This window comes from Synechococcus sp. ROS8604, from assembly GCF_014279655.1.
In the GTDB taxonomy this organism is placed as follows: Bacteria; Cyanobacteriota; Cyanobacteriia; order PCC-6307; family Cyanobiaceae; genus Synechococcus_C.
On sequence record NZ_CP047946.1, the window covers coordinates 2,091,392 to 2,110,213 of the forward strand.

21 protein-coding genes are annotated in these 18,822 nt (G+C 58.1%); 5 read left to right on the forward strand and 16 right to left on the reverse strand.

Features of this window, described 5'->3' with window-relative positions:
- Positions 1-6: 6 nt before the first annotated feature.
- A complete protein-coding gene (gene rsmI, locus SynROS8604_RS11285; RefSeq protein WP_186544059.1) occupies positions 7-873 on the reverse strand; it encodes a 16S rRNA (cytidine(1402)-2'-O)-methyltransferase in 867 nt (288 codons plus the stop codon).
- A gap of 23 nt (positions 874-896) precedes the next feature.
- Here rsmI and SynROS8604_RS11290 point away from each other — a divergent pair, with 23 nt between their 5' ends.
- Complete coding sequence (locus SynROS8604_RS11290; RefSeq protein WP_186544060.1) at positions 897-1,814, forward strand: 3'(2'),5'-bisphosphate nucleotidase CysQ; 918 nt, start codon at positions 897-899, stop codon at positions 1,812-1,814.
- Between the two features lie 17 nt (positions 1,815-1,831).
- Here SynROS8604_RS11290 and SynROS8604_RS11295 read toward each other — a convergent pair whose 3' ends face one another.
- From SynROS8604_RS11295 to sppA, 14 genes are all read right to left on the reverse strand, one after another.
- Complete coding sequence (locus SynROS8604_RS11295; protein WP_186544061.1) at positions 1,832-3,997, reverse strand: polyribonucleotide nucleotidyltransferase; 2,166 nt, start codon at positions 3,995-3,997, stop codon at positions 1,832-1,834.
- Positions 3,998-4,170: 173 nt separating this feature from the next.
- On the reverse strand, positions 4,171-4,473 hold the full coding sequence (gene rpsN, locus SynROS8604_RS11300) for a 30S ribosomal protein S14 (protein WP_038013462.1): 303 nt from the start codon (positions 4,471-4,473) through the stop codon (positions 4,171-4,173).
- 44 nt (positions 4,474-4,517) lie between these two features.
- Positions 4,518-5,600: an RIP metalloprotease RseP gene (rseP, locus tag SynROS8604_RS11305; RefSeq protein ID WP_186544062.1), complete on the reverse strand. Its 1,083-nt coding sequence runs from the start codon at positions 5,598-5,600 to the stop codon at positions 4,518-4,520.
- A 19-nt stretch (positions 5,601-5,619) separates the two neighbouring features.
- The gene (serS, locus tag SynROS8604_RS11310; protein WP_186544063.1) at positions 5,620-6,897 is read right to left on the reverse strand and encodes a serine--tRNA ligase; all 1,278 of its coding nucleotides are present in this window, start codon (positions 6,895-6,897) and stop codon (positions 5,620-5,622) included.
- 64 nt (positions 6,898-6,961) lie between these two features.
- A complete protein-coding gene (locus tag SynROS8604_RS11315) occupies positions 6,962-7,123 on the reverse strand; it encodes a hypothetical protein (RefSeq protein ID WP_006853473.1) in 162 nt (53 codons plus the stop codon).
- A gap of 71 nt (positions 7,124-7,194) precedes the next feature.
- Entirely contained in the window at positions 7,195-8,694 is a 1,500-nt protein-coding gene (locus SynROS8604_RS11320; RefSeq protein WP_186544064.1) for an AAA family ATPase, read from the reverse strand.
- Positions 8,687-9,238, reverse strand: coding sequence for a DUF177 domain-containing protein (locus SynROS8604_RS11325; protein WP_186544065.1), 552 nt, complete (start codon positions 9,236-9,238; stop codon positions 8,687-8,689). Before SynROS8604_RS11325 ends, SynROS8604_RS11320 begins: the two co-directional genes overlap by 8 nt.
- Positions 9,235-10,383 carry a membrane protein insertase YidC gene (yidC, locus tag SynROS8604_RS11330; protein ID WP_186544066.1) on the reverse strand — a complete coding sequence of 383 codons (1,149 nt, stop codon included), beginning with the start codon at positions 10,381-10,383 and terminating at the stop codon, positions 9,235-9,237. Before yidC ends, SynROS8604_RS11325 begins: the two co-directional genes overlap by 4 nt.
- A 90-nt stretch (positions 10,384-10,473) precedes the next feature.
- The gene (locus tag SynROS8604_RS11335; protein WP_186544067.1) at positions 10,474-10,890 is read right to left on the reverse strand and encodes a PH domain-containing protein; all 417 of its coding nucleotides are present in this window, start codon (positions 10,888-10,890) and stop codon (positions 10,474-10,476) included.
- A 2-nt stretch (positions 10,891-10,892) separates the two neighbouring features.
- Positions 10,893-11,282: a ribonuclease P protein component gene (rnpA, locus tag SynROS8604_RS11340; protein ID WP_186544068.1), complete on the reverse strand. Its 390-nt coding sequence runs from the start codon at positions 11,280-11,282 to the stop codon at positions 10,893-10,895.
- A gap of 52 nt (positions 11,283-11,334) precedes the next feature.
- Positions 11,335-11,472 carry a 50S ribosomal protein L34 gene (gene rpmH / locus SynROS8604_RS11345; protein ID WP_011620012.1) on the reverse strand — a complete coding sequence of 46 codons (138 nt, stop codon included), beginning with the start codon at positions 11,470-11,472 and terminating at the stop codon, positions 11,335-11,337.
- Positions 11,473-11,526: 54 nt separating this feature from the next.
- Entirely contained in the window at positions 11,527-12,117 is a 591-nt protein-coding gene (locus SynROS8604_RS11350; protein WP_255445029.1) for a DUF2808 domain-containing protein, read from the reverse strand.
- A 99-nt stretch (positions 12,118-12,216) separates the two neighbouring features.
- Positions 12,217-12,603 carry a chorismate mutase gene (gene aroH, locus SynROS8604_RS11355; protein WP_006853480.1) on the reverse strand — a complete coding sequence of 129 codons (387 nt, stop codon included), beginning with the start codon at positions 12,601-12,603 and terminating at the stop codon, positions 12,217-12,219.
- Positions 12,600-13,412: a signal peptide peptidase SppA gene (gene sppA, locus SynROS8604_RS11360; RefSeq protein WP_186544069.1), complete on the reverse strand. Its 813-nt coding sequence runs from the start codon at positions 13,410-13,412 to the stop codon at positions 12,600-12,602. The genes aroH and sppA overlap by 4 nt, the downstream gene beginning before the upstream one ends.
- A 54-nt stretch (positions 13,413-13,466) precedes the next feature.
- On the opposite strand from sppA, the gene SynROS8604_RS11365 reads away from it, so the two are divergent.
- The 3 genes from SynROS8604_RS11365 to SynROS8604_RS11375 are packed head-to-tail and all read left to right on the forward strand — an operon-like array spanning position 13,467 to position 17,382.
- A complete protein-coding gene (locus SynROS8604_RS11365) occupies positions 13,467-14,429 on the forward strand; it encodes a DMT family transporter (protein ID WP_186544070.1) in 963 nt (320 codons plus the stop codon).
- Entirely contained in the window at positions 14,426-15,538 is a 1,113-nt protein-coding gene (locus SynROS8604_RS11370; RefSeq protein WP_186544071.1) for a glycosyltransferase, read from the forward strand. The genes SynROS8604_RS11365 and SynROS8604_RS11370 overlap by 4 nt, the downstream gene beginning before the upstream one ends.
- Positions 15,529-17,382 carry a glycosyltransferase family 39 protein gene (locus SynROS8604_RS11375; RefSeq protein ID WP_186544072.1) on the forward strand — a complete coding sequence of 618 codons (1,854 nt, stop codon included), beginning with the start codon at positions 15,529-15,531 and terminating at the stop codon, positions 17,380-17,382. Before SynROS8604_RS11370 ends, SynROS8604_RS11375 begins: the two co-directional genes overlap by 10 nt.
- 19 nt (positions 17,383-17,401) lie before the next feature.
- Here the strand turns inward: SynROS8604_RS11375 and SynROS8604_RS11380 are convergent, their stop codons facing one another.
- Complete coding sequence (locus SynROS8604_RS11380) at positions 17,402-17,935, reverse strand: DUF721 domain-containing protein (protein ID WP_186544073.1); 534 nt, start codon at positions 17,933-17,935, stop codon at positions 17,402-17,404.
- 79 nt (positions 17,936-18,014) lie between these two features.
- Between SynROS8604_RS11380 and SynROS8604_RS11385 the strand changes: the two genes are divergently transcribed.
- Positions 18,015-18,782: a PspA/IM30 family protein gene (locus tag SynROS8604_RS11385; RefSeq protein WP_006853486.1), complete on the forward strand. Its 768-nt coding sequence runs from the start codon at positions 18,015-18,017 to the stop codon at positions 18,780-18,782.
- Positions 18,783-18,822: the final 40 nt, after the last annotated feature.

Here is an 18,822-nt window from a genome sequence, read left to right on the forward strand (position 1 = left end):
ACTTGATCAGTCTGACGGTTCGCTCACAGCGTGTAGTAACGCATAAAGCTCTCGTTTCGAACGTCCAATCCGACTGGACAACAGCTTGGCCGCATCCTTGGCACTCATCCCCTCGGCGGTGAGTGCCAACAACTGCTCACAACACTGCGTGTCGCTTAAGGCTTCGATCTCGAGGGGTGGAGCTCCTCCCAACACCACAGTGCATTCCCCCTGGGGGGGGTGCTCTTGAAAATGCATCCGCGCCGCGCCAACGGTTGGCCCCACCTGTTGCTCATGCCGCTTCGTGAGTTCTCGAGCCACTTGTAACGGTCGCTCCTCACCGCAAAGCTCAAACATCTCTTCCAGCAGTTGGCACAAACGATGAGGGGCCTCATAAATCACGCTGGTGCGCTGCTCCGTTGCGATGAGGGCCAGTCGGTCCCGGCGTTCTCTGCCTTTGGACGGAAGAAACCCCTCGAAACAAAACCGGTCGGTAGGAAGCCCGCTGCTCACCAGAGCCGTCGTCGCCGCGCAAGGGCCAGGAATAGAAATCACCTCACAGCCAGACGCACGCGCAGCAGCGACCAAGTCCTGCCCAGGATCACTAATCCCTGGCAAACCGGCATCAGTGATGACCGCAACGCTGCGACCTTCTTCGAGTTCCAGCAACAGTTGGGGAATCCTCGTGCGGGTGTTGTGCTGATGGAAGGAACACCGCCTTGCTGCTGAACCGATACGGCTCAGCAGCTGTCCGCTGTGCCGCGTGTCCTCGCAAGCAATCGTGTCCACAGCGATCAACAGCTCACGCGCTCGAGGAGACAGGTCACCGAGATGGCCAATCGGAGTGCCTACGACATACAGCACTCCGGCCGCAGGTTCAGCGCGTTGCTTCACAATGGCTTCGCCTAGATCAAACCATGATGCCGAGCTCGCCGACCCTTCTTGCCGGTATCAACCTAGAAGATGTTTTAAAGGTTCTTCGCCCCCTCAGCTGGGGAGCAGCAGACATCCTGCGCGCCTATGCCCGTGGAGAACAGCCTCCCCACGGTTTTTCGAAAGCCCTGAGCGTTGACAACGGTGGAGAGGGCCCTGTGTCCGCCGCTGATCTTGCCGTCAATCAATGGCTCCTGGATGGCTTAAAACAATCCTTCCCCAGCGCCGCTTGGACCCTTCTCAGTGAGGAAACAGCCAAAGAACAACTGACGGAGGGGCAACCCTTGGCGGCGGATTGGCTATGGATTTTGGACCCACTCGATGGGACCAAGGATTTCCTCCAAGGCACAGGGGAATACGCCGTCCATCTGGCCTTGGTGCATCAGCAGCGGCCAGTCCTTGGGGTGGTGCTGCTCCCAGAGGCGGACGAGCTTTGGATTGGTGTCGTGGGTGAGGGGACATGGTGCGAAAACCGCTCCGGAGAACGAGCGCCAGTTCGTTTCAGTGAGCGAAAGGTCACCCATGAACTGATCTTGGTGGCAAGCCGCAGTCACAGAGATCAGCGACTTGAGCAGTTGATTACCGCCCTGGAACTTGGCGACTCCAAGGCCGTGGGCAGTGTTGGCTGCAAAGTGGCCACCATCCTTCGCGGCGAAACCGATTTATACATTTCCCTCTCTGGGAAAAGTGCTCCGAAAGATTGGGATATGGCCGCTCCAGAAGCGGTGCTACTCGCAGCTGGAGGTGCCTTCACCCATGCAGACGGCAGAGAGCTCACCTACAACACCGGCGATGTTCGCCAGGCAGGCTGTTTGATCGCTAGCCATGGAAAAGCCCATGCCACTTTGTGTAAGAAAGGGGCACAGGCCATGGAAGTGATTGATCCCGGTTTTCAGGTCTGAGCCTGGGCGGGCGCCTCTCAGGAGAGGGGCGCTACGGGTGTCGGAGCGGGTTGTGAGTGAGGAGACTCGCCGTTCTGAGGAACGCCACGCAGGGTGAGGTTGATATGGCCGCGATTGTTAATTTCACGCACGCGCACCGTGACTTCATCTCCCACCTTCACCACATCTTCAACTTTTTCGACCCGTGCCTCAGAAAGCTGTGAGATGTGAATCATGCCTTCTTTGCCGGGAAGAATTTCCACAAAGGCTCCGATCGGAATGATGCGGGTAATGGAGCCCGTGAACACTTCGCCCTCATTCACCTTGCGGGTGAGGCCTTCAATGATCTTCTGAGCTTCCTCTGCCGCAGCACCGTCATGGGAGGCAATGGTGACAATGCCACTGTCCTCGATGTCGATCTTGGTGTTGGTTCGCTCCGTGATGTTCTTGATGGTGCGACCACCAGGGCCGATCACAGTCCCGATCAACTCAGGATCAATCCGGAAACTCAGCAAACGAGGGGCGTGAGGAGAGAGACCCTCCCGTGGGCTTTCAATCGCCTCCATCATCTTTTCGAGGATGTGAAGACGCGCAGGGCGAGCCTGATTCACCGCATCAGCCACGGTGCTCACAGGGAGACCCGTGATCTTCATATCCATCTGCAGAGCAGTAATCCCCTTATCTGTACCCGCCACTTTGAAGTCCATGTCGCCAAGGAAGTCTTCAATGCCTTGGATATCAGTGAGGATTTTGACCTCATCACCCTCCTTAATCAGGCCCATGGCCGCACCACTCACAGGAGCCTTCAGAGGAACGCCGGCATCCATCAGAGCCAAGGTGCTTCCACAGACGGAACCCATCGACGTGGAGCCATTGGAGCTCAACACTTCGCTGACAACACGCACCACGTAGGGGAAGGTGTCTTTCGCAGGAAGGACGGGCACGATGGCGCGCTCAGCCAAGGCACCGTGACCAATCTCGCGGCGTCCAGGAGAGCGCATGGGACGGGTCTCACCGACGGAGTAAGCCGGGAAGTTGTAGTGGTGAAGGTAGGTTTTTTCGTTGCTTGGATTGAGGTCATCCATCTCCTGGGCATCACTTGGGGTGCCGAGGGTTGCGGTCGACAGCACCTGGGTGAGACCGCGTTGAAATAAACCTGAGCCATGCACGCGCTTCGGAAGCACTCCCGCAGCGGCGCTGATCGGACGCACCTGATCAAGGTTGCGACCATCCACCCGTTTGCCGTCCTTAAGGATCTGCTGGCGCATCAAGGTTTTGGTGAGCGCTTTGAAACTGTTCGGTAGGGCCTTGCCGTTGGCACTCACCGCGACGCGGACGGGATCAGAGTCCTTGAGACCCTGAATCGTTTCCGCCGTTGTGCTGCGAATGGCATCCAGCTTTTCGTCACGCTCAGCCTTGGTCTGCTCGAACTGGCCGAGCACCTCACCAATCGCCTTGCTGCAAGCTTTCTCTAAATAAACCGGCAGCGTTTTGTCTTGCTCAGGAGCCTCTGGAATCACTTGCTCGATCCCAGCCTCTTTCAGGATGGATTGCTGAGCTTTGATCAACTCAGAGACGGCTTCATAACCAAAGTCGATCGCTTCAATCACATCTCCCTCAGGGAGCTGATTCGCGCCGGCTTCCACCATCACCACACCTTGAGGAGTGCCAGCGACAACGAGGTCTAGATCGCCACGCTCAATCTCCCGATAGCTGGGATTAAGAACAAAATCATCACCGAGCAGACCGACGCGAACAGCGGCCATCGGCCCATAGAAGGGAATCTTTGCCAGCAGAGTGGCCATGGAGGCACCCGTCACGGCGAGGACATCAGCTGGAACCCGCTCATCCAGAGACATGCAGGTTGCAACGATCTGCAAATCATCCCGCAGCCAACTTGGAAACAACGGACGCATCGGCCGATCGATGAGTCGGCAAATCAGCGTGGCTCGCTCAGGGGGGCGACTCTCACGCCGCATAAAACTTCCAGGAATCCTGCCTGCTGCGTAGAGACGCTCTTCGTAATCACAGATCAGCGGAAGAAAATCAATTCCGTCTCGACCTGTGGAGCGTGTAGCCGTGACCAATACGGAGGTATCCCCGCACTCAATCATCACCGAGCCACCGGCTTGAGGGGCATACCGCCCAGTGGTCAGCCGTATCTCCCGACCGTCAAAGGAGATCGACTGCGTCTGACCTTGCACGTTGGTTTATGTCTTTCTGTCAATTCTGATTCTTACATTTGAGCGGAACCCACTGCTGGGGTTACCCGGTTAGATCCACAAAATCCAACAGATCCGACGCCATAAAAAGGTCAAAAAAAAAGAGGTGATGACTCACCTCTTCGTCGAATCGATTGGGAGAGAGTGAACTCCAATCACCAACTGGACTTCACAACACCGGGAAGTTCACCCTTGTGTGCACGCTCACGGAGCTGGTTACGGCACAGACCAAAATCGCGATACACGCCACGGGGCTTGCCAGTGGCCCAGCAGCGATTGCGCACACGGTTGGGGGCGCTGTTACGAGGTAACCCTTGGATCTTGCGGTGGATCTCAAGACGCTCCATAGGATCCTTAGCCGCATGAAACGCAGCCATCAGGGCTGCGCGCCTTTCCGAAAAGCGCTCAACTATCTTTTTCCGCTTCACATCGCGGGCAATCATCGACTTCTTGGCCATGCAGCGAGTTCAGATCAGACGTCTTGATCTCTCACTCTATCTGTTCATTGACCAAGCAAGCGCTGAACAACCGTGAGTTGACTGGTATCGCGCACGATCAAAAGCACACTCAAGCCAACCACGAGCAAAAAGCTGGATTGCATCACAATCAGCTGAAAGCGCTCTGGGATCGGCCGTCCGCGCACTCCCTCCAAAAGGATGAACACCAACTGTCCTCCATCAAGAAGGGGCAATGGGAGGGCATTGAGCACCGCGAGGTTGATCGAAATCAACGCCATGAACAGGGCGAGACCACTTCCGCCCTGACTGGAGAGTTGGGCGCCCATCTCCACGATCTTGACCGGCCCACTCACCTGCGGAGCTGTCGTTCCAAAATCAGTGAACAAGGCTCCATATCCCGACACCGTGCGTTGCAACAGTCCAGAGAACTGCTCTGATCCACTTGCGATCGCTTCACCCAAGCCATGGACAGCGCGCGTGGATCCACTGAAGTTGGCCTGGAGCTGGGCACCGATGCGTCCTTGGCCTTGATGGTCCTCCGGAGTGAGCGCAATCACGCGAAGCGATCCATTTCGCTGCACCTCAAGGGAAAGGGCTCGAGAGGGGTTATCGCGAACGGGCCTCACGGCGTCTTTCACGCCCTTCTCTCCACGACCCAGGGCCAATCCCTCGATGCTCAAAATTTGATCACCGGGTTGCAAGCCTGCTTTCTCAGCGGGTTCACCCGGCTGAACAGCCATCACCATCACCCCAGGGTCAGGATCACCTGGAACTCCTGCCAGAGCGGTATGGCCGACGAGAACGAGCCAAGCCAGCAACAAATTGGCCAGCACCCCTGCACTAATGACCAGGGCTCTCTGGGGGATCGGGCGGTTGCGAAGAAGGTCAGGGTCATCCGCAGGGATGGGACTGTCTTCCTCATCGTCGGGGAAGGACACGAAGCCACCAAGAGGAAGGGCGCGCAAGGCATAGGTCACACCTCCACGCTCGAGTTTCCATAGGGCAGGTCCAAATCCAATCGAAAATCCATTCACGCGGATGCCCTGAAATCTGGCCGCAAGAAAGTGACCAGCCTCATGGATCACGATCAGCAGCCCCAGAACCAACAGTGCTGCCAGAACGTTCATATCGGATCCATTACTCGATTCATTCTGGCTGGAGACGATCGCAACCGAAGTACGGAACCAAAGCCTGGGGAAGCTTCACGCTCCCGTCTGGCTGTTGCCCGTTCTCAAGCAGAGCCGCCATGGTGCGGCCAATCGCAAGGCCACTGCCATTGAGCGTGTGAACCAACCGTGTGGTCTTGCCGTCTTTCGTGCGAATCGAGGAGCGACGGGCCTGGAAATCGGAACAGACACTGCAGCTGGAGATTTCCCGAAACGCACCTGCACCTGCCAACCAAACCTCGAGGTCATAGGTGCGGGCGGCGGAGAAACCCAGATCCCCCGTACAGAGCTCAAGCACGCGATAGGGCAGCTCCAGGGCCTGAAGCACGGCTTCGGCGTCGGCGGTGATTTGGGCGTGCGCTTCTTCAGAGCGCTCGGGATGGACAAACCAATACAGCTCAACTTTGTTGAACTGATGCAGGCGAATCAGCCCCCGCGTGTCCCGTCCATAGCTACCGGCTTCCCTGCGAAAGCAGGGGCTATAGGCCACGTAGCGCAGAGGCAATTGATCCGAAGGAATAATTTCGTCGCGATGCAGCGAGGTGAGCGGAACCTCTGCGGTGGGTGTCAACCAGAGGTCATCCTCTGCGCAACGGAAGCTTTCTTCAGCAAATTTGGGCAGTTGCCCTGATCCCATCAGGCTGGCGCTGTTGACCAAAACCGGAGGAAGCACCTCGCGGTAGCCCTTCCCCGCATGCAAGTCCAACATAAAGTTGATGAGCGCTCGCTCCAGCCGAGCGCCTTGCCCAAACAAGGTCACAAAGCGACTTTGGGCAATTCGGACGGACCGCTCCGTGTCGAGCAAAGACAGCTGCTCGGCGATTTGCCAATGCTCAATCAGTCCGTCTTCAACCCGGGGATCACCCCAGCGACGAACCTCTTTGTTGTCGTCTTCGCTGCGACCGTCTGGACACGCCTCTGACGGCAGATTCGGGTAGCTAAGAAGTTCCTCACGCAACCGTGCCGTGAGTTGCTTCTCCTCATCCTCGATCACGGCAACCTTCTGCTTGATTTGGTTGCCTTGCAGGCGAAGTTCAGCAACTTCAGTCCCTTTTGGATCGGCCCCGGCTTGAATGCGCTGACCAACCTCTTTGCCAATGCGGTTGCCCTCGGCTTGAAGGCTGCTGCGACGCTCCTCGAGATCGCGTTGCTGCTGTGCAATCAGCTGAAGACTTGTGAGATCAACATCCATCCCCCTCCGTCCCAACTCACGGGAAATCAGTTCGGGGTTGTCACGCACCAAGCGCTGGTCAAGCACGGAAATTCTGAAGAGGGCAGGCTGAAAAGCCTACGTCTCGGTTCAGATCGAACGATCAACGTTCCTAGAGAACCTGGCCAACCATCACCGCGGCAACAGCCGAGAACAAGGTGATGCCGAGGGCTGTAATCGGATTCTGCCCCTGAGCGACCGCAACGGTTGTAATCACACCGGCACCAAGACAGGCAGCAGCGAGTTGGGTGGTGAGATCCGAAAAACGATTCACGGACAAAGGGGCGCTATTGACGAAACATACGGAGGTCGCCAAACCTTGTCTGGGCCCATGCCCCTGGTTCGTTACGCCCTGTCAAGGTTCGTTACCAGTCGCAATGAAGCTGGACGCGCCCGGCCGCTACTCGCCCATTGCTTCAGGCCTTCCAATTGTTCTTTGGCGGTACGCGACAAAGGAACCAATTGAGCCGCAGCTTGAATTAAATCGGACTCCGCCAATTCACGGCCTTCAGCAAAGGCCAGGTGCATGGCTTCAATCACCGTTTGCTCGAGCTCTGCTCCGGAGTACCCCTCCGTCCGGTCGACGACGGTTTCAACGGGAAGGCGCAGCCCTGGCCGTCTGCGACCAATGTGCAATTCCATGATGCTCTGACGTTCAGAGCGAGCGGGCATATCGAGGAGAAAAATCTCATCGAAGCGGCCCTTTCTGAGCAGTTCAGCGGGCAGCCGATCCACTCCATTGGCGGTGGCCACCACAAACACTGGAGACGTTTTCTCCGCCATCCAGGTCAGAACGGTGGCCAAGACCCGCTGACTGGTTCCGCCATCGCTGCGGCCGTCACTGCCAAATCCTTTGTCGATTTCATCAATCCAAAGCACACAGGGAGCCATCGCTTCAGCCCTTTGAATCATTTCGCGCGTGCGTGCTTCGCTCGCGCCAACGAGTCCGGCAAAAAGCCGACCCACATCCAAACGCAGGAGGGGCATGGACCAGCTGTGGGCGATCACTCGCGCCGTAAGCGACTTACCCGTTCCCTGCGGCCCTACCAAGAGCACACCCCGAGGGAGGGGCAAGCCAAAGCGCCTGGCCTCATCACTGAAGGCACGGTGGCGCTGCTCGAGCCACTGCTTGAGAGCTTCCAGCCCACCAATATCGGCGGGGGTGGCGTCGGTAGGACAGAACTCCAGCACTTCGCTACGCGCCAGGGCGAGGCGCTTCTCCTCCAGCACATCAGCAAGGTCCTGGCGGCCGAGCTCGCCGCGCTGAGCCAACGCCTTCGCCGCCACGTGACGCACCCGTGATTCACTCAATCCACAGCAGGCATGGGTGAGCTCCTCAAGCACCTCGCTATTGAGGGGCGATCCTGTTGCCTTCGAAATATTGCCAAGCAGGGTCATCAACTCCTGTTCTTGGGGAAGGGGCAGGTCGAGCAGAGTGAGGGCTTCTTCTAAATCTGGAGGCGGCGTCCAGCTGCCACAACCGAGCACAAGGGTATGAGGGCGTCCACGCAACAAACTCGTGAGATTGCGCAGCATGCGGGCGATGCCCGGGTCATCGCAAAAGCGATGCACATCCTTGAGCAGAAACAGCGTGGGACTGTTGCCATCGAGATCCTGCAACCACTGCAGAACAACCATCGGCTGACGAGCTCCGAGTCCCTCGCTGCCAAGGACACCTGAAAGGCCACTCACAAAGTCCCAAGACGCCAGTCGCCGGCCTGGCAAGCGTTCGGCCGCTTGACTCAAAAGAGATTCAACGCGCTCCTCCTCGTGGCTGCGAATCCAGATCAGAGGAGTTCCGGCGCGAATGAGCAGATCGAGTTCTTGGGCCCACTGTTCAGTCACGGGATACCTCCGACTCCTCGCCGACGTCAGCGCGCAGGCTCAACAGTGCCTGCCAACGCGGATCGGCCGCGGCCGACAGCGAAGCATGGGGCGCTTGGTTGGCCGCTTGAGGCATGCCTGAACAGTCATCACCGCAAAAATTGACGGCTGGAATTTGAAGACTCAATTGCTCGAACACCCATCGCTCTGGTTCAAAGCTGCCCCTTGGATCGAGGCACTCCACAAGTCCATCCACTGAAGACGCATCGAGGCCCTGCTCAGCCATCGCCTCTGCAGCTTCAGGATCGCCAAGCCAGATCAGCTCATTCACCTGCGTGGACAACTTACGGTTGAACTGCTTCAGACAGCGATCGCAACAAAAGCAAATGATGGTCTGAGCTGAGCCGGAAACCTCGAGAATGTTGCCGCGGTGCTCGGCCTGAAGATTGCCGCGAACGGGGGTTAAGGAGGGAAGCTCATCCAGTTGGCCCTCGAATTCCCAATTACGAACAGACCCAAGAGCTTGCAGCTCGCGAAGGGGAACGGGCTCGAGCCCAGGAATCATTTGTTTCCGCCTTTGGGCTCGAAGGGCATCCGACCAGAGCTGGATCCACCCCCCGCAGAAGCCGCTGCAGGCTGGGAATTCTTGAGCCTTTGATCATCAAGGATCGACTGAAGGTTGTCAGGAAGAGCCTCACGCGTGAGCAGGAATGTTTGCAGGGCTTGGAAAATATTGGCGATCACCATGTAGAGCAAAACACCTGCAGGGAGTGGGAAGAACAGGAACATCCCCGTGATCATCACTGGAGTGATCTTGTTAGCCGTGGATTGCTGGGGGTTGGCGGGCATCCCCATGCCGGAGAGAAGCTGAGACGCGAACAGGCTGAGACCGAAGGCACCAATCAGGATGGCAATGTCCCAATTGATCGCCCCCTCGGTGTAAAAACCAACCTGACCGAGGGCCTTGATGAACAAGAAGCCGCTGCGGGCTGCCAAACCGGTGATTTTTCCTTCAACCGTTGCATCGCCGGTCGTGAGAGCCGTAATCGTTCCCGTCTCACTCACGCTGACAACGCCCTCTCCCTTGGTGACCGTCCAATTGGGAAGGAATCTTTGGCCGTTATCAACACCCGAAATCACATCGCGGAAACTCTGTCCACTGCGCGTCTCGAGCTGAATCGTGGCGGAGTCTCCAGCACCGATCTTGGTGCCGCCGGGAAGGCTCGCGATGATGGGGACGTGATTCGTTTCCGTAATGAAGATCGAATGGCTGGCGCTGGTGAAAGGCTTGGGCTCAACAGCGGCAATCTGATCAGCGGGAAGCACCTTGAGATTGAGGGTGTAAGGCACATCCGCGAAGGGTGATCCCCGCAACGTCGCAAACAGCGCAAACAAGATGGGCATCTGAACGAGCAGTGGCAAGCAGCCCGCCAGAGGACTGCCGAACTCCTTCATCAACTTTCCGAGTTCGGCTTGTTGCTTTTGGGGATCGCTTGCGTAGCGGGCCTTGATCTCAGCCTGACGCTTCTGCATCACAGGCTGGGCGATGCGCATGCGCCTGGCGCTACGAATCGAGCCTGCGCTGAGAGGAAACAAAGCCAGGCGAATCACCACCGTGAGGGCCACGATCGCCAGGCCATAGCTTGGAACCAATCCGTAGAAAAAATCCAGGATTGGCAGCAGCAGATTGTCGGAGATGTACCCGATCACAATGGCGTTCCGAGTGATTGATGAATGTTGTTGCCAGTGTGCAACAGCACAAGGGCTTCTGTGGAAATTCGCTTGAGGCGAACACCTAACTCAGGCCGCGAAGCCCTTGTTGTCTTCCTCCTTCGCATTCGCATTGTCACGGCGGGCACGGATGCGCTCTTCGATGAAAGCCTCGAGCTCCCGGAACCGTGGGACGGAGCGCAGCTCCAGACGTGATCCGTCTGTCAAGACAAGAACCATGTCTCCCCAGGCGCCAAAGCCGCGGGACACGCTGCGGACTTCACGCACCTGACTGAAGACCACCTGACTGCGATCCCGTCCCATCCAGCCGCCAGTGACCGAAATTCGACGGGTGGTGATGTTGAAACGCAACCAAACCGCGCGAACAATCGCTCCAACCGCAAATGGCAGACCGATCAGTGTCAGCCCAAGCAACAGATTAAAAATCAAGTCGCCGCGAGCTGGACCACCTTCGTAGAAGGTCTCTTCTTGGATGGACGTTGGCATGGCTAATACCCCGCTTGTTGGAGCAATCTGTCGCATTCTTCCAGGACAGGGGCATCTTTGGCCTCTGCGCCGGGTTTAAGACTGATCAAAACCCAAGTGTTGGCGTGCTGAAACGACTGCTCAAAATGTTCACGCAAGTGGTCATGCAGCAGGCGTCTGAGCCGATTGCGGACGACGGCCCGTTTGCTGACCTTGCTACTGACGACCACAGCGCATCGACACACCGCCGTTGCTCCCTTCTCCTCGACAGGGCGACAATCTCTACGCAGAAGCCTCGGCATCGCCGAGGCTTTACGAAGGGTCATCAACGAGCAGTGGAAGCGCTGACCCCTGCGATGCAGATGGTCAAAACAGCGGTGACCGCGTAATCGCATGGACGTCGGAAGCACCATCGAATTCGTTCAAACGTCACCCCTCAAGGGGGTTAAGCGTTGCTGGTCAAGCTCAAGCAGCCAAGCGTGAACGTCCACGCTTACGACGCGTCCGAATCACGCGACGCCCAGTGTGAGAGCGCATGCGAACACGGAAACCGGAAACGCGTTTCCGCTTACGGCTGGTGCCACCAAAAGTTCGTTTGGTCATGGATTCACTCTGGCGCCCAGCCTTTCATCAGTAGAGGAGCTTATCAGCCAATGATTAGTCGATACTGAAGTTCCAGCTCCCCAAATAGCCGGCCACGGGAACATCCCCAGGCGCCTGGGCCAGAGCATTGAGCTGAAACATTCCAGCTTTATTGGGATTAAAGATCGTCATGGACACGGCGTAGGTGTCTTCGGTTGGAATGGGAGTTTCGGGGAAAACCTCAATTGCAGTTTGGTTCTCGCTGACCTCGAAAACGGCTGGAATGATCTCTTCGCAACGGCTTCTGCTGAGCATGCCGCCCTTCTTCATCTTGCAGAGCTTCAACTTGTTTGGGCGGATCTTTGCGTTGAAGTAATCAGGAATGGTGATGGTGAGCTTCAGGATCGCGGTTTTGCGATCTTTCGGCCGAAGCATCAGGTAGTAATCCGAGCGCTCGCGCGTGCGGGTGCTGGTTTGGACGTAGTACAACTTGCGATAGTTGTTGTCGCTTTCCCAGCGAAACTCCATCAAAGAAGGCGTGTTCTGAGCTTGAACAGCAACGGGTTGGAGCATCTCGACCACAGAAGCGGACGCAACAACTCCGCCACCAATCACCCCCGCAATCACAGCGAGGCGTCGGGTCTGGGTCGTGGGCAGAAGGTCCATTCGTTCACCTGGTGAAAACAACCACCGCAATGGTTAGATCCCATGATTGTCCTAAGGACAGGCAGCGACAAGGGGTTCGAAGGGCCGGCGCGGCATCTGTCAGTTGTGACTGGATCTATCTGGCCTGAGGCGGCTGGCTTCCCCTAGGTAGGCGTGGCGAAGCTCCTGATCTTCTGGCATCCAGGTGTGGGCCAAAAGACGAATGCACCTGGCCAGATCCCCCTCAACAGCCATCTGTTGACAGTCGATCAGTGCCACCCCATCCCAACCTTCACGGCGGCGTGCGATGGCCGCTGGAAAACAGGCATCCAGATCGGTTGTCACCGAAAACGTGATCGAAACGATGCATTCCGGCTTCAGAGCGTTGTGTTCCACCAGGGCATCCATCAGTTCAGAGACCGCCTGCTCGATCGCCACAACTGTGTTGGCACTGCAGGTGGTCGCACCTCGCAGACCGCGCAATGCCAAGCCGCTCCCCAAGGTCATGGCCGAAACAACCACAAAGGTTGACCGCTGAGCTCCATCTCAACCGTAACGAGCTCCTGAATGCGTGCAAGCAAATGGGACCCTGACAACCCTTGCAGCAAGGGCTTGCGGGGTTTTCCAAGGGTCACCACGCGGCAGCGCTCCTCATCCAGATCAGCCAACTGTGCCGCAAGCACTCTTGCGCGCTCTTCGTCCCCCAATTCATCCACAAGCCCAAGATCTTTGGCCTGCGCACCGCTGAACACCCGACCGTCAGCAAACTCGCGGACACGGCTGGGATCCAGCTTTCGTCCTTCGGCAACGGCCGCCACAAATTGCTCGTAGCTGCTGTCAATCAAGGCTTGCAGCAGCTCACGTTCTTCTGCGCCAAGGGCACGATCCGGAGAAAGGATGTCTTTGAAAGCACCGCTCTTCACCGTTTCAAATTTGACACCAACACGATCCAGCAATTTGGACAGGTTGTTGCCGCGAAGAATCACACCGATGGAACCGGTGATCGTGCCTGGATTGGACACGATCGTTTCTGCAGCAACACCCACATAAACCCCACCAGAAGCAGAAATATTTCCGAAGCTGGCAACAACGTGACAGCCTTTTTCCCGCAGCCTGAGCAAGGCAGCATGAATCTCCTGACTGTCGCCAACAGTCCCTCCAGGACTATCAATCCGCAGCAAGAGTGCAGGGAATTCCCGATCCTGAACCTCCTTCAGGGCTTTAAGGATGCGACGGCGCGTGGAGCCAGTGATCGCCCCCTCAATGGCGATCCTCGCCATCGTTCGCCGGGACTTGCGGCGCCAGGGCCAGATCATGACGATCAATCAAACACGTTTAGATCTTAAAAAGGAACCTGTTCGCAGCACCCCATGGGATCTCTCCGCCGAGGGCTGCTGATGGTCCTTCCGTTCGTCCTCTGGGGAACGGCCATGACAGCGATGGCTCCTCTGGTCAGCACAGGAGGGCCGATTCTGGTCTCCTGCTTGAGGCTGCTGCCGGCTGGAATCGTTGTGATCGCCTTTGTTCCGCTCCTCGGGCGTTCCTTAGCGATTGATCCTGGAGATCGGGGTTGGTTTCTCCTGTTCACCCTGGTTGATGCCCTGCTCTTTCAGATCTGTCTTGCCCGCGGACTCGAAGGCACGGGCGCGGGCCTCGGCTCCGTGCTGATTGATTCTCAGCCCTTGATGGTTGCCCTGCTTGCCCGCTGGCTCTTTGCCGAAACGATCAATCCCATCGGTTGGATGGGATTGGTTCTCGGCCTGATGGGAATTGTCTGTCTGGGGGTCCCCCAACCGCTACTGCGGCACTGGTGGCTCTTGGGTGAGGGGGTGTCCTTTCAATCCGGTTGGCAGGCTGGAACTGGTTGGATGTTGGCGGCTGCCATTGCGATGGCTGTCGGCACCGTTCTGAGTCGATTCGCCTGCCGAAACAGTGATCCTGTAGCCGTCACGGGATGGCACATGCTGCTGGGAGGACTCCCCTTGCTGGTTTGGCATGGTCTCGACGGAGCGTTCCCCTTGATTCCTCCTTGGTCCGCGTTGGCTTGGACGCAGATGGCCTATGCATCGCTGATGGGGAGTGCCGTGGCCTACGCACTCTTTTTCTGGTTTGCCAATCGTGAGGACCTCACAGGGTTCACCACACTGGGATTTCTTACACCCGTGTTTGCGCTGGCGTCTGGGGGCCTGCTGTTGCAAGAACGACTCAACACCCTGCAATGGTTAGCGGTGGTTTTGGTCCTGATTTCCGTCGTGCTGGTGAGCCAACGCAAACGACTCTGGGAGCCGGTTGCTCTCGTGAATAACCCCCAGCAAAGCGATCTCGGCGCATGAGCACCCCTCCCCTTGATTTAGTTCTTGTCAGCACACCCATCGGTCACTTGGGCAGTGGACGCGGTGGCGGGGTGGAACTGACGCTCAGCTCGTTGTTGCGCGGTCTTGCCGCAAGGGGGCATCGGATCACCCTGGTCGCCCCTGAGGGGTCGGTTGCCCCTGACGACTGCCCTGGACTCCTCCTGCACACCGCAGGGGGCAGCGACCAACCCAGCTGGCAACATGCCGCAAGAGCTGCTTCCGTTCAAATTCCATGCGATGGCGTGCTTCCCCATCTATGGGATCTGGCGTTGTCCTTAGGCGAAGACGCCGATGCGGTCATCAACTTCAGCTACGACTGGTTACCTCTCTGGCTCACTCCCCATGCGAAGTCCTCGTTATTTCATCTCGTGAGCATGGGTTCTGTCTCGCGGGCGATGGATGAGGTCATCTCTCAACTCGCCCGCTGGGACCAGAGGCGAATGTCCTTCCATACCCAACGGCAGGCGGATGATTTTTCCCTGACCAGTCCACCCTCCATCGTGGGCAATGGCTTTGACCTCACCCGTTACCAGTTGCAGTTGAACCTCGATGGCCCACTGGGTTGGGCCGGTCGCATCGCGCCTGAAAAAGGTCTCGAAGATGCCGCAGCCGTTGCCGCAGCTCTTGGAGAAACGCTTCTGGTGTGGGGCTTGGTCGAAGATGCTGGCTATGCGCAATCAGTCGAAGCAGCCGTGCCTCCCGGAACCCTTGATTGGCGTGGTTTTCAGCCAACACACCGCCTTCAGCAGGAGCTTGGATGCTGCCGCGCCCTCCTGAATACGCCCAAGTGGAATGAGGCCTACGGCAACGTGGTGGTTGAGGCCATGGCCTGCGGAGTCCCTGTTGTGGCCTATGACCGCGGCGGTCCTGGCGAGCTGATTCAAGACGGCGTCACGGGATGGCTGGTGCCACCGGATGATCTCGAGGCCCTCACAATGGCCAGCAGCAAGGTTGATCAAATCGATCGACAAGCTTGTCGCCGTTGGGTGGAGCAAAACGCCAGCCACACAGTGTTTGCGCAACGCGTAGAGGCTTGGATCAGGCAGGGCCTCTCTGCAGGAAATGGCACGATCGCCCCATGTCGATAGTCAACGCCCCCACCGACGCACGGATCTCGCCACGACAGCGCAGCCGGGGGCTGCTGCTGATCTTGGCGCTTGGCCTTGCCTTGGGCTGTTGGCAACTGGGGGGCACCGGTCTTGTCGATGAGACCCCGCCGCTGTTTGCAGCCGCGGGTCGTGCCATGGCACGCACGGGGGACTGGTTAACGCCTCGGGTCAATGGATTACCCCGATTCGACAAACCGCCCCTGGTGTATTGGCTCATGGGTCTGGGGTACTCGCTCCCCGCCAATGAGCTCTGGGATCCACTCGGAACCTGGGCCGGCAGGCTTCCCTCGGCCCTCGCGAGTGTGGCCACCATGTTGATGCTTGGGGACACCTTGATGGTGCATCCAAGTGCAGAGGACAGCCATCCACGCCGCACTGCGGTAGCAGCAGCACTGGCCTTTGCGCTCTCTCCCTTGGTGCAGCTATGGAGTCGTACCGCCGTCAGTGATGCCCTGCTCAGCGGCACCCTCGCCCTCAGCCTGCTTTGCCAGTGGCGTTGTTACGCCACTGGCCACTCGCGGAGATGGTGGCTTGCCTGGGTTCTGCTCGCCACAGCCGTTCTCACAAAAGGGCCTGTCGCCGTCGTCCTCAGTGGCATGACCCTGGCCCTTTTTGCGCTGATGCGCCGAGACCTCAAGGGCCTATGGCGCTGCATCAAACCGATCCGCGGCCTTGCGATCACCGCGTTGATCAGCCTCCCTTGGTACGTCGCAGAACTGCTGGTCGAAGGCCAACCTTTTTGGGACAGTTTTTTTGGCTATCACAACCTTCAACGCTTCACGTCAGTCGTGAATAGCCACCTTCAACCCTGGTGGTTCTTTGGGGTGATTTTGGTTGTGGCATCCCTGCCCTTCACCCCCCTGTTGCTGCTTGGGCTGGCGCAAACCCTGCATCCTTCCAATCTCAAGCGGGCGTTTTCATCCAGCCAACCCACCGCAACACTGTCTCTCCAGAGTTTTGCCAGCTGCTGGCTTCTCTCCATCCTTCTGCTGTTCACCACAGCGGCAACGAAGCTTCCGAGCTACTGGTTACCGGCCACACCGGCTGCTGCCATTCTCATCGCCCTCGCAGCAAGGTCCTCAGGACAACAAATCCGCCGCCCTTTGGATTGGGCCTGGGGCGCCACCATCTTGCTCACGTTTGTTTTGGCGGTGGGGTTCTGGAGTTCCTCAATCTGGGTTCCCCTCATCGATGATCCCGAGATGCCCACGCTGCCTGCCGAACTGCTCGCAAGCCGCTTGGTGCTCAGGGCAGCGGTGTGCTTCTCGGTCGCTGTCGTTTTGGGGCTCTGGATGATCAGGCGGAAGGCCTCCGGTCGCCTCCTTGCCGTTCAGGGACCGCTGGTGGTGTTCCAGCTCATTGCCCTCATCCCCATGATTGGCTTAGGCGATCGCGTGCGTCAGCTTCCCGTCCGTCAGGCAGCAGCCACGATGCTGCGCGTCCAGAAACCCTCCGAACCCCTGGCGATGGTGGGAGCCATGAAGCCCTCTCTGCACTTCTACACCCAGCAGGTGGTCGTGTACGAGGGACGCTCAGATTCCGCCCTGGTCAATCTTTCGGATCGATTGAGTCATGAACAGCGCCGTGGCTGGGTGGGACATCCGATCGATGCCAAGGAAGGGTCTCCGACCGTTCTGATCGTGATTGATTCGGGAACCTTGGAACGTCCTTATTGGAAAGGGCTCGATCCCCTAGTGCTTGGCGAATTCGGGATCTACAGAGTCGTGCGCATCGACAGGGCCAAGTTGAATCGTCGAGCTGACGAGCTTCAAGACGATGGCGTCGAGCTGACCTGGAAGACACCCCGGCCCGAGCGGTATTGAACAATTCCTTGGTCTTGAGCTAGGGCGAACTCTGCAGCTCTGACAGCTTCAATCGTCGACAAAACCCGCAGTGACCCCAGAGCGCCATCTCTCCTGCAGGGGCTGGGCTTTGGCAGCAAGGGCATGAATCCATTCCATGCACATCAATTCGACTTGGATGGCGAGCCCAAACACTCTCCTCGCTCTCTAAATCTGGCGCAGGAGAGGGGTGGTGTTGCTGGATCCTCAGATCACGCACGGCATGGCCAGCACTGCGCACGGCCGCCAAAAGTTGAGGCTTGCTGTACTGCAAAGCCTGCCGCCATTGCGGGTGGCGAGCCCCCACCGTGAGAACCCCATGGCTCAAATTCAAAGGCCTGCAGTGATCGGCCAGGGGACGCCCCGCCAATTGGGGCCAGTCCTGCCAAAGCGCAGCTAGCGACCCCTCCCGTCTCCAGGTGCTGCGTAGGGAGTCGAGGCACTCCACAAGGGGCTGAACCGGCGGCGGTGGCGGCGGCACCAACACCTCTCCCAGACCAAATCGGCGCCGTTGGGATCGAGGTGCTCGTCCCATCACGTCATCCCAAGAAATTGGACCTTAGGGGGGGAAGGTGCTCCAGCTCGCTAATCTCTGGCACTGCTCGCACCGATTCATGGGTTTCTTCGACCGGCTTAGCCGTCTGCTGCGCGCCAACCTCAATGATCTCGTTAGCAAAGCGGAGGATCCCGTCAAGATCCTCGATCAAGCCGTCTCCGACATGCAAGACGACCTGGTCAAGCTCCGACAGGCTGTTGCCATGGCGATCGCCAGTCAAAAACGGCTCAAGAATCAAGCAGAGCAGGCCGAGTCTCAAGCCCGTACCTGGTACGAGCGCGCCGAACTTGCCCTCAAGAAAAACGAGGATGACCTGGCACGCGAAGCCCTGACGCGTCGCAAAACCTTCCAAGAAACGGCCACATCCCTTGGCAGCCAAGTTCAGGCCCAAGGGGCTCAAGTAGAAACCCTCAAAAAAAGCCTGGTCGCTCTAGAGGGAAAGATTGCAGAGGCTCGAACCAAGAAAGACATGCTCAAAGCCCGGGCTCAAGCCGCCCAGGCCCAACAGCAGCTCCAGAGCGCTGTTGGCAGCATGGGAACGAATTCAGCCATGGCGGCCTTCGAGCGCATGGAAGACAAGGTTCAATCTCTGGAAGCCAGCAGCCAAGCGGCCGCTGAACTCGCCGGCGCGGACCTTGATAGCCAGTTCGCGGCGCTGGAAGGTGGCGACGATGTGGACGACGAACTTGCCGCTCTGAGAAAGCAGGTGGAGGGAGGCGCAGAGGCTGCCGCTCTGCCCGCAGCCGATTCCGAGGTGAAACCCGTCAAGGTGGAAGAGGTGGATGCCGATCTGGAGGAGCTGCGGCGATCTATCGACAAACTGTGATGAATCAACGCCTTCAGCGGCCGAGTCCATAGGATTCATT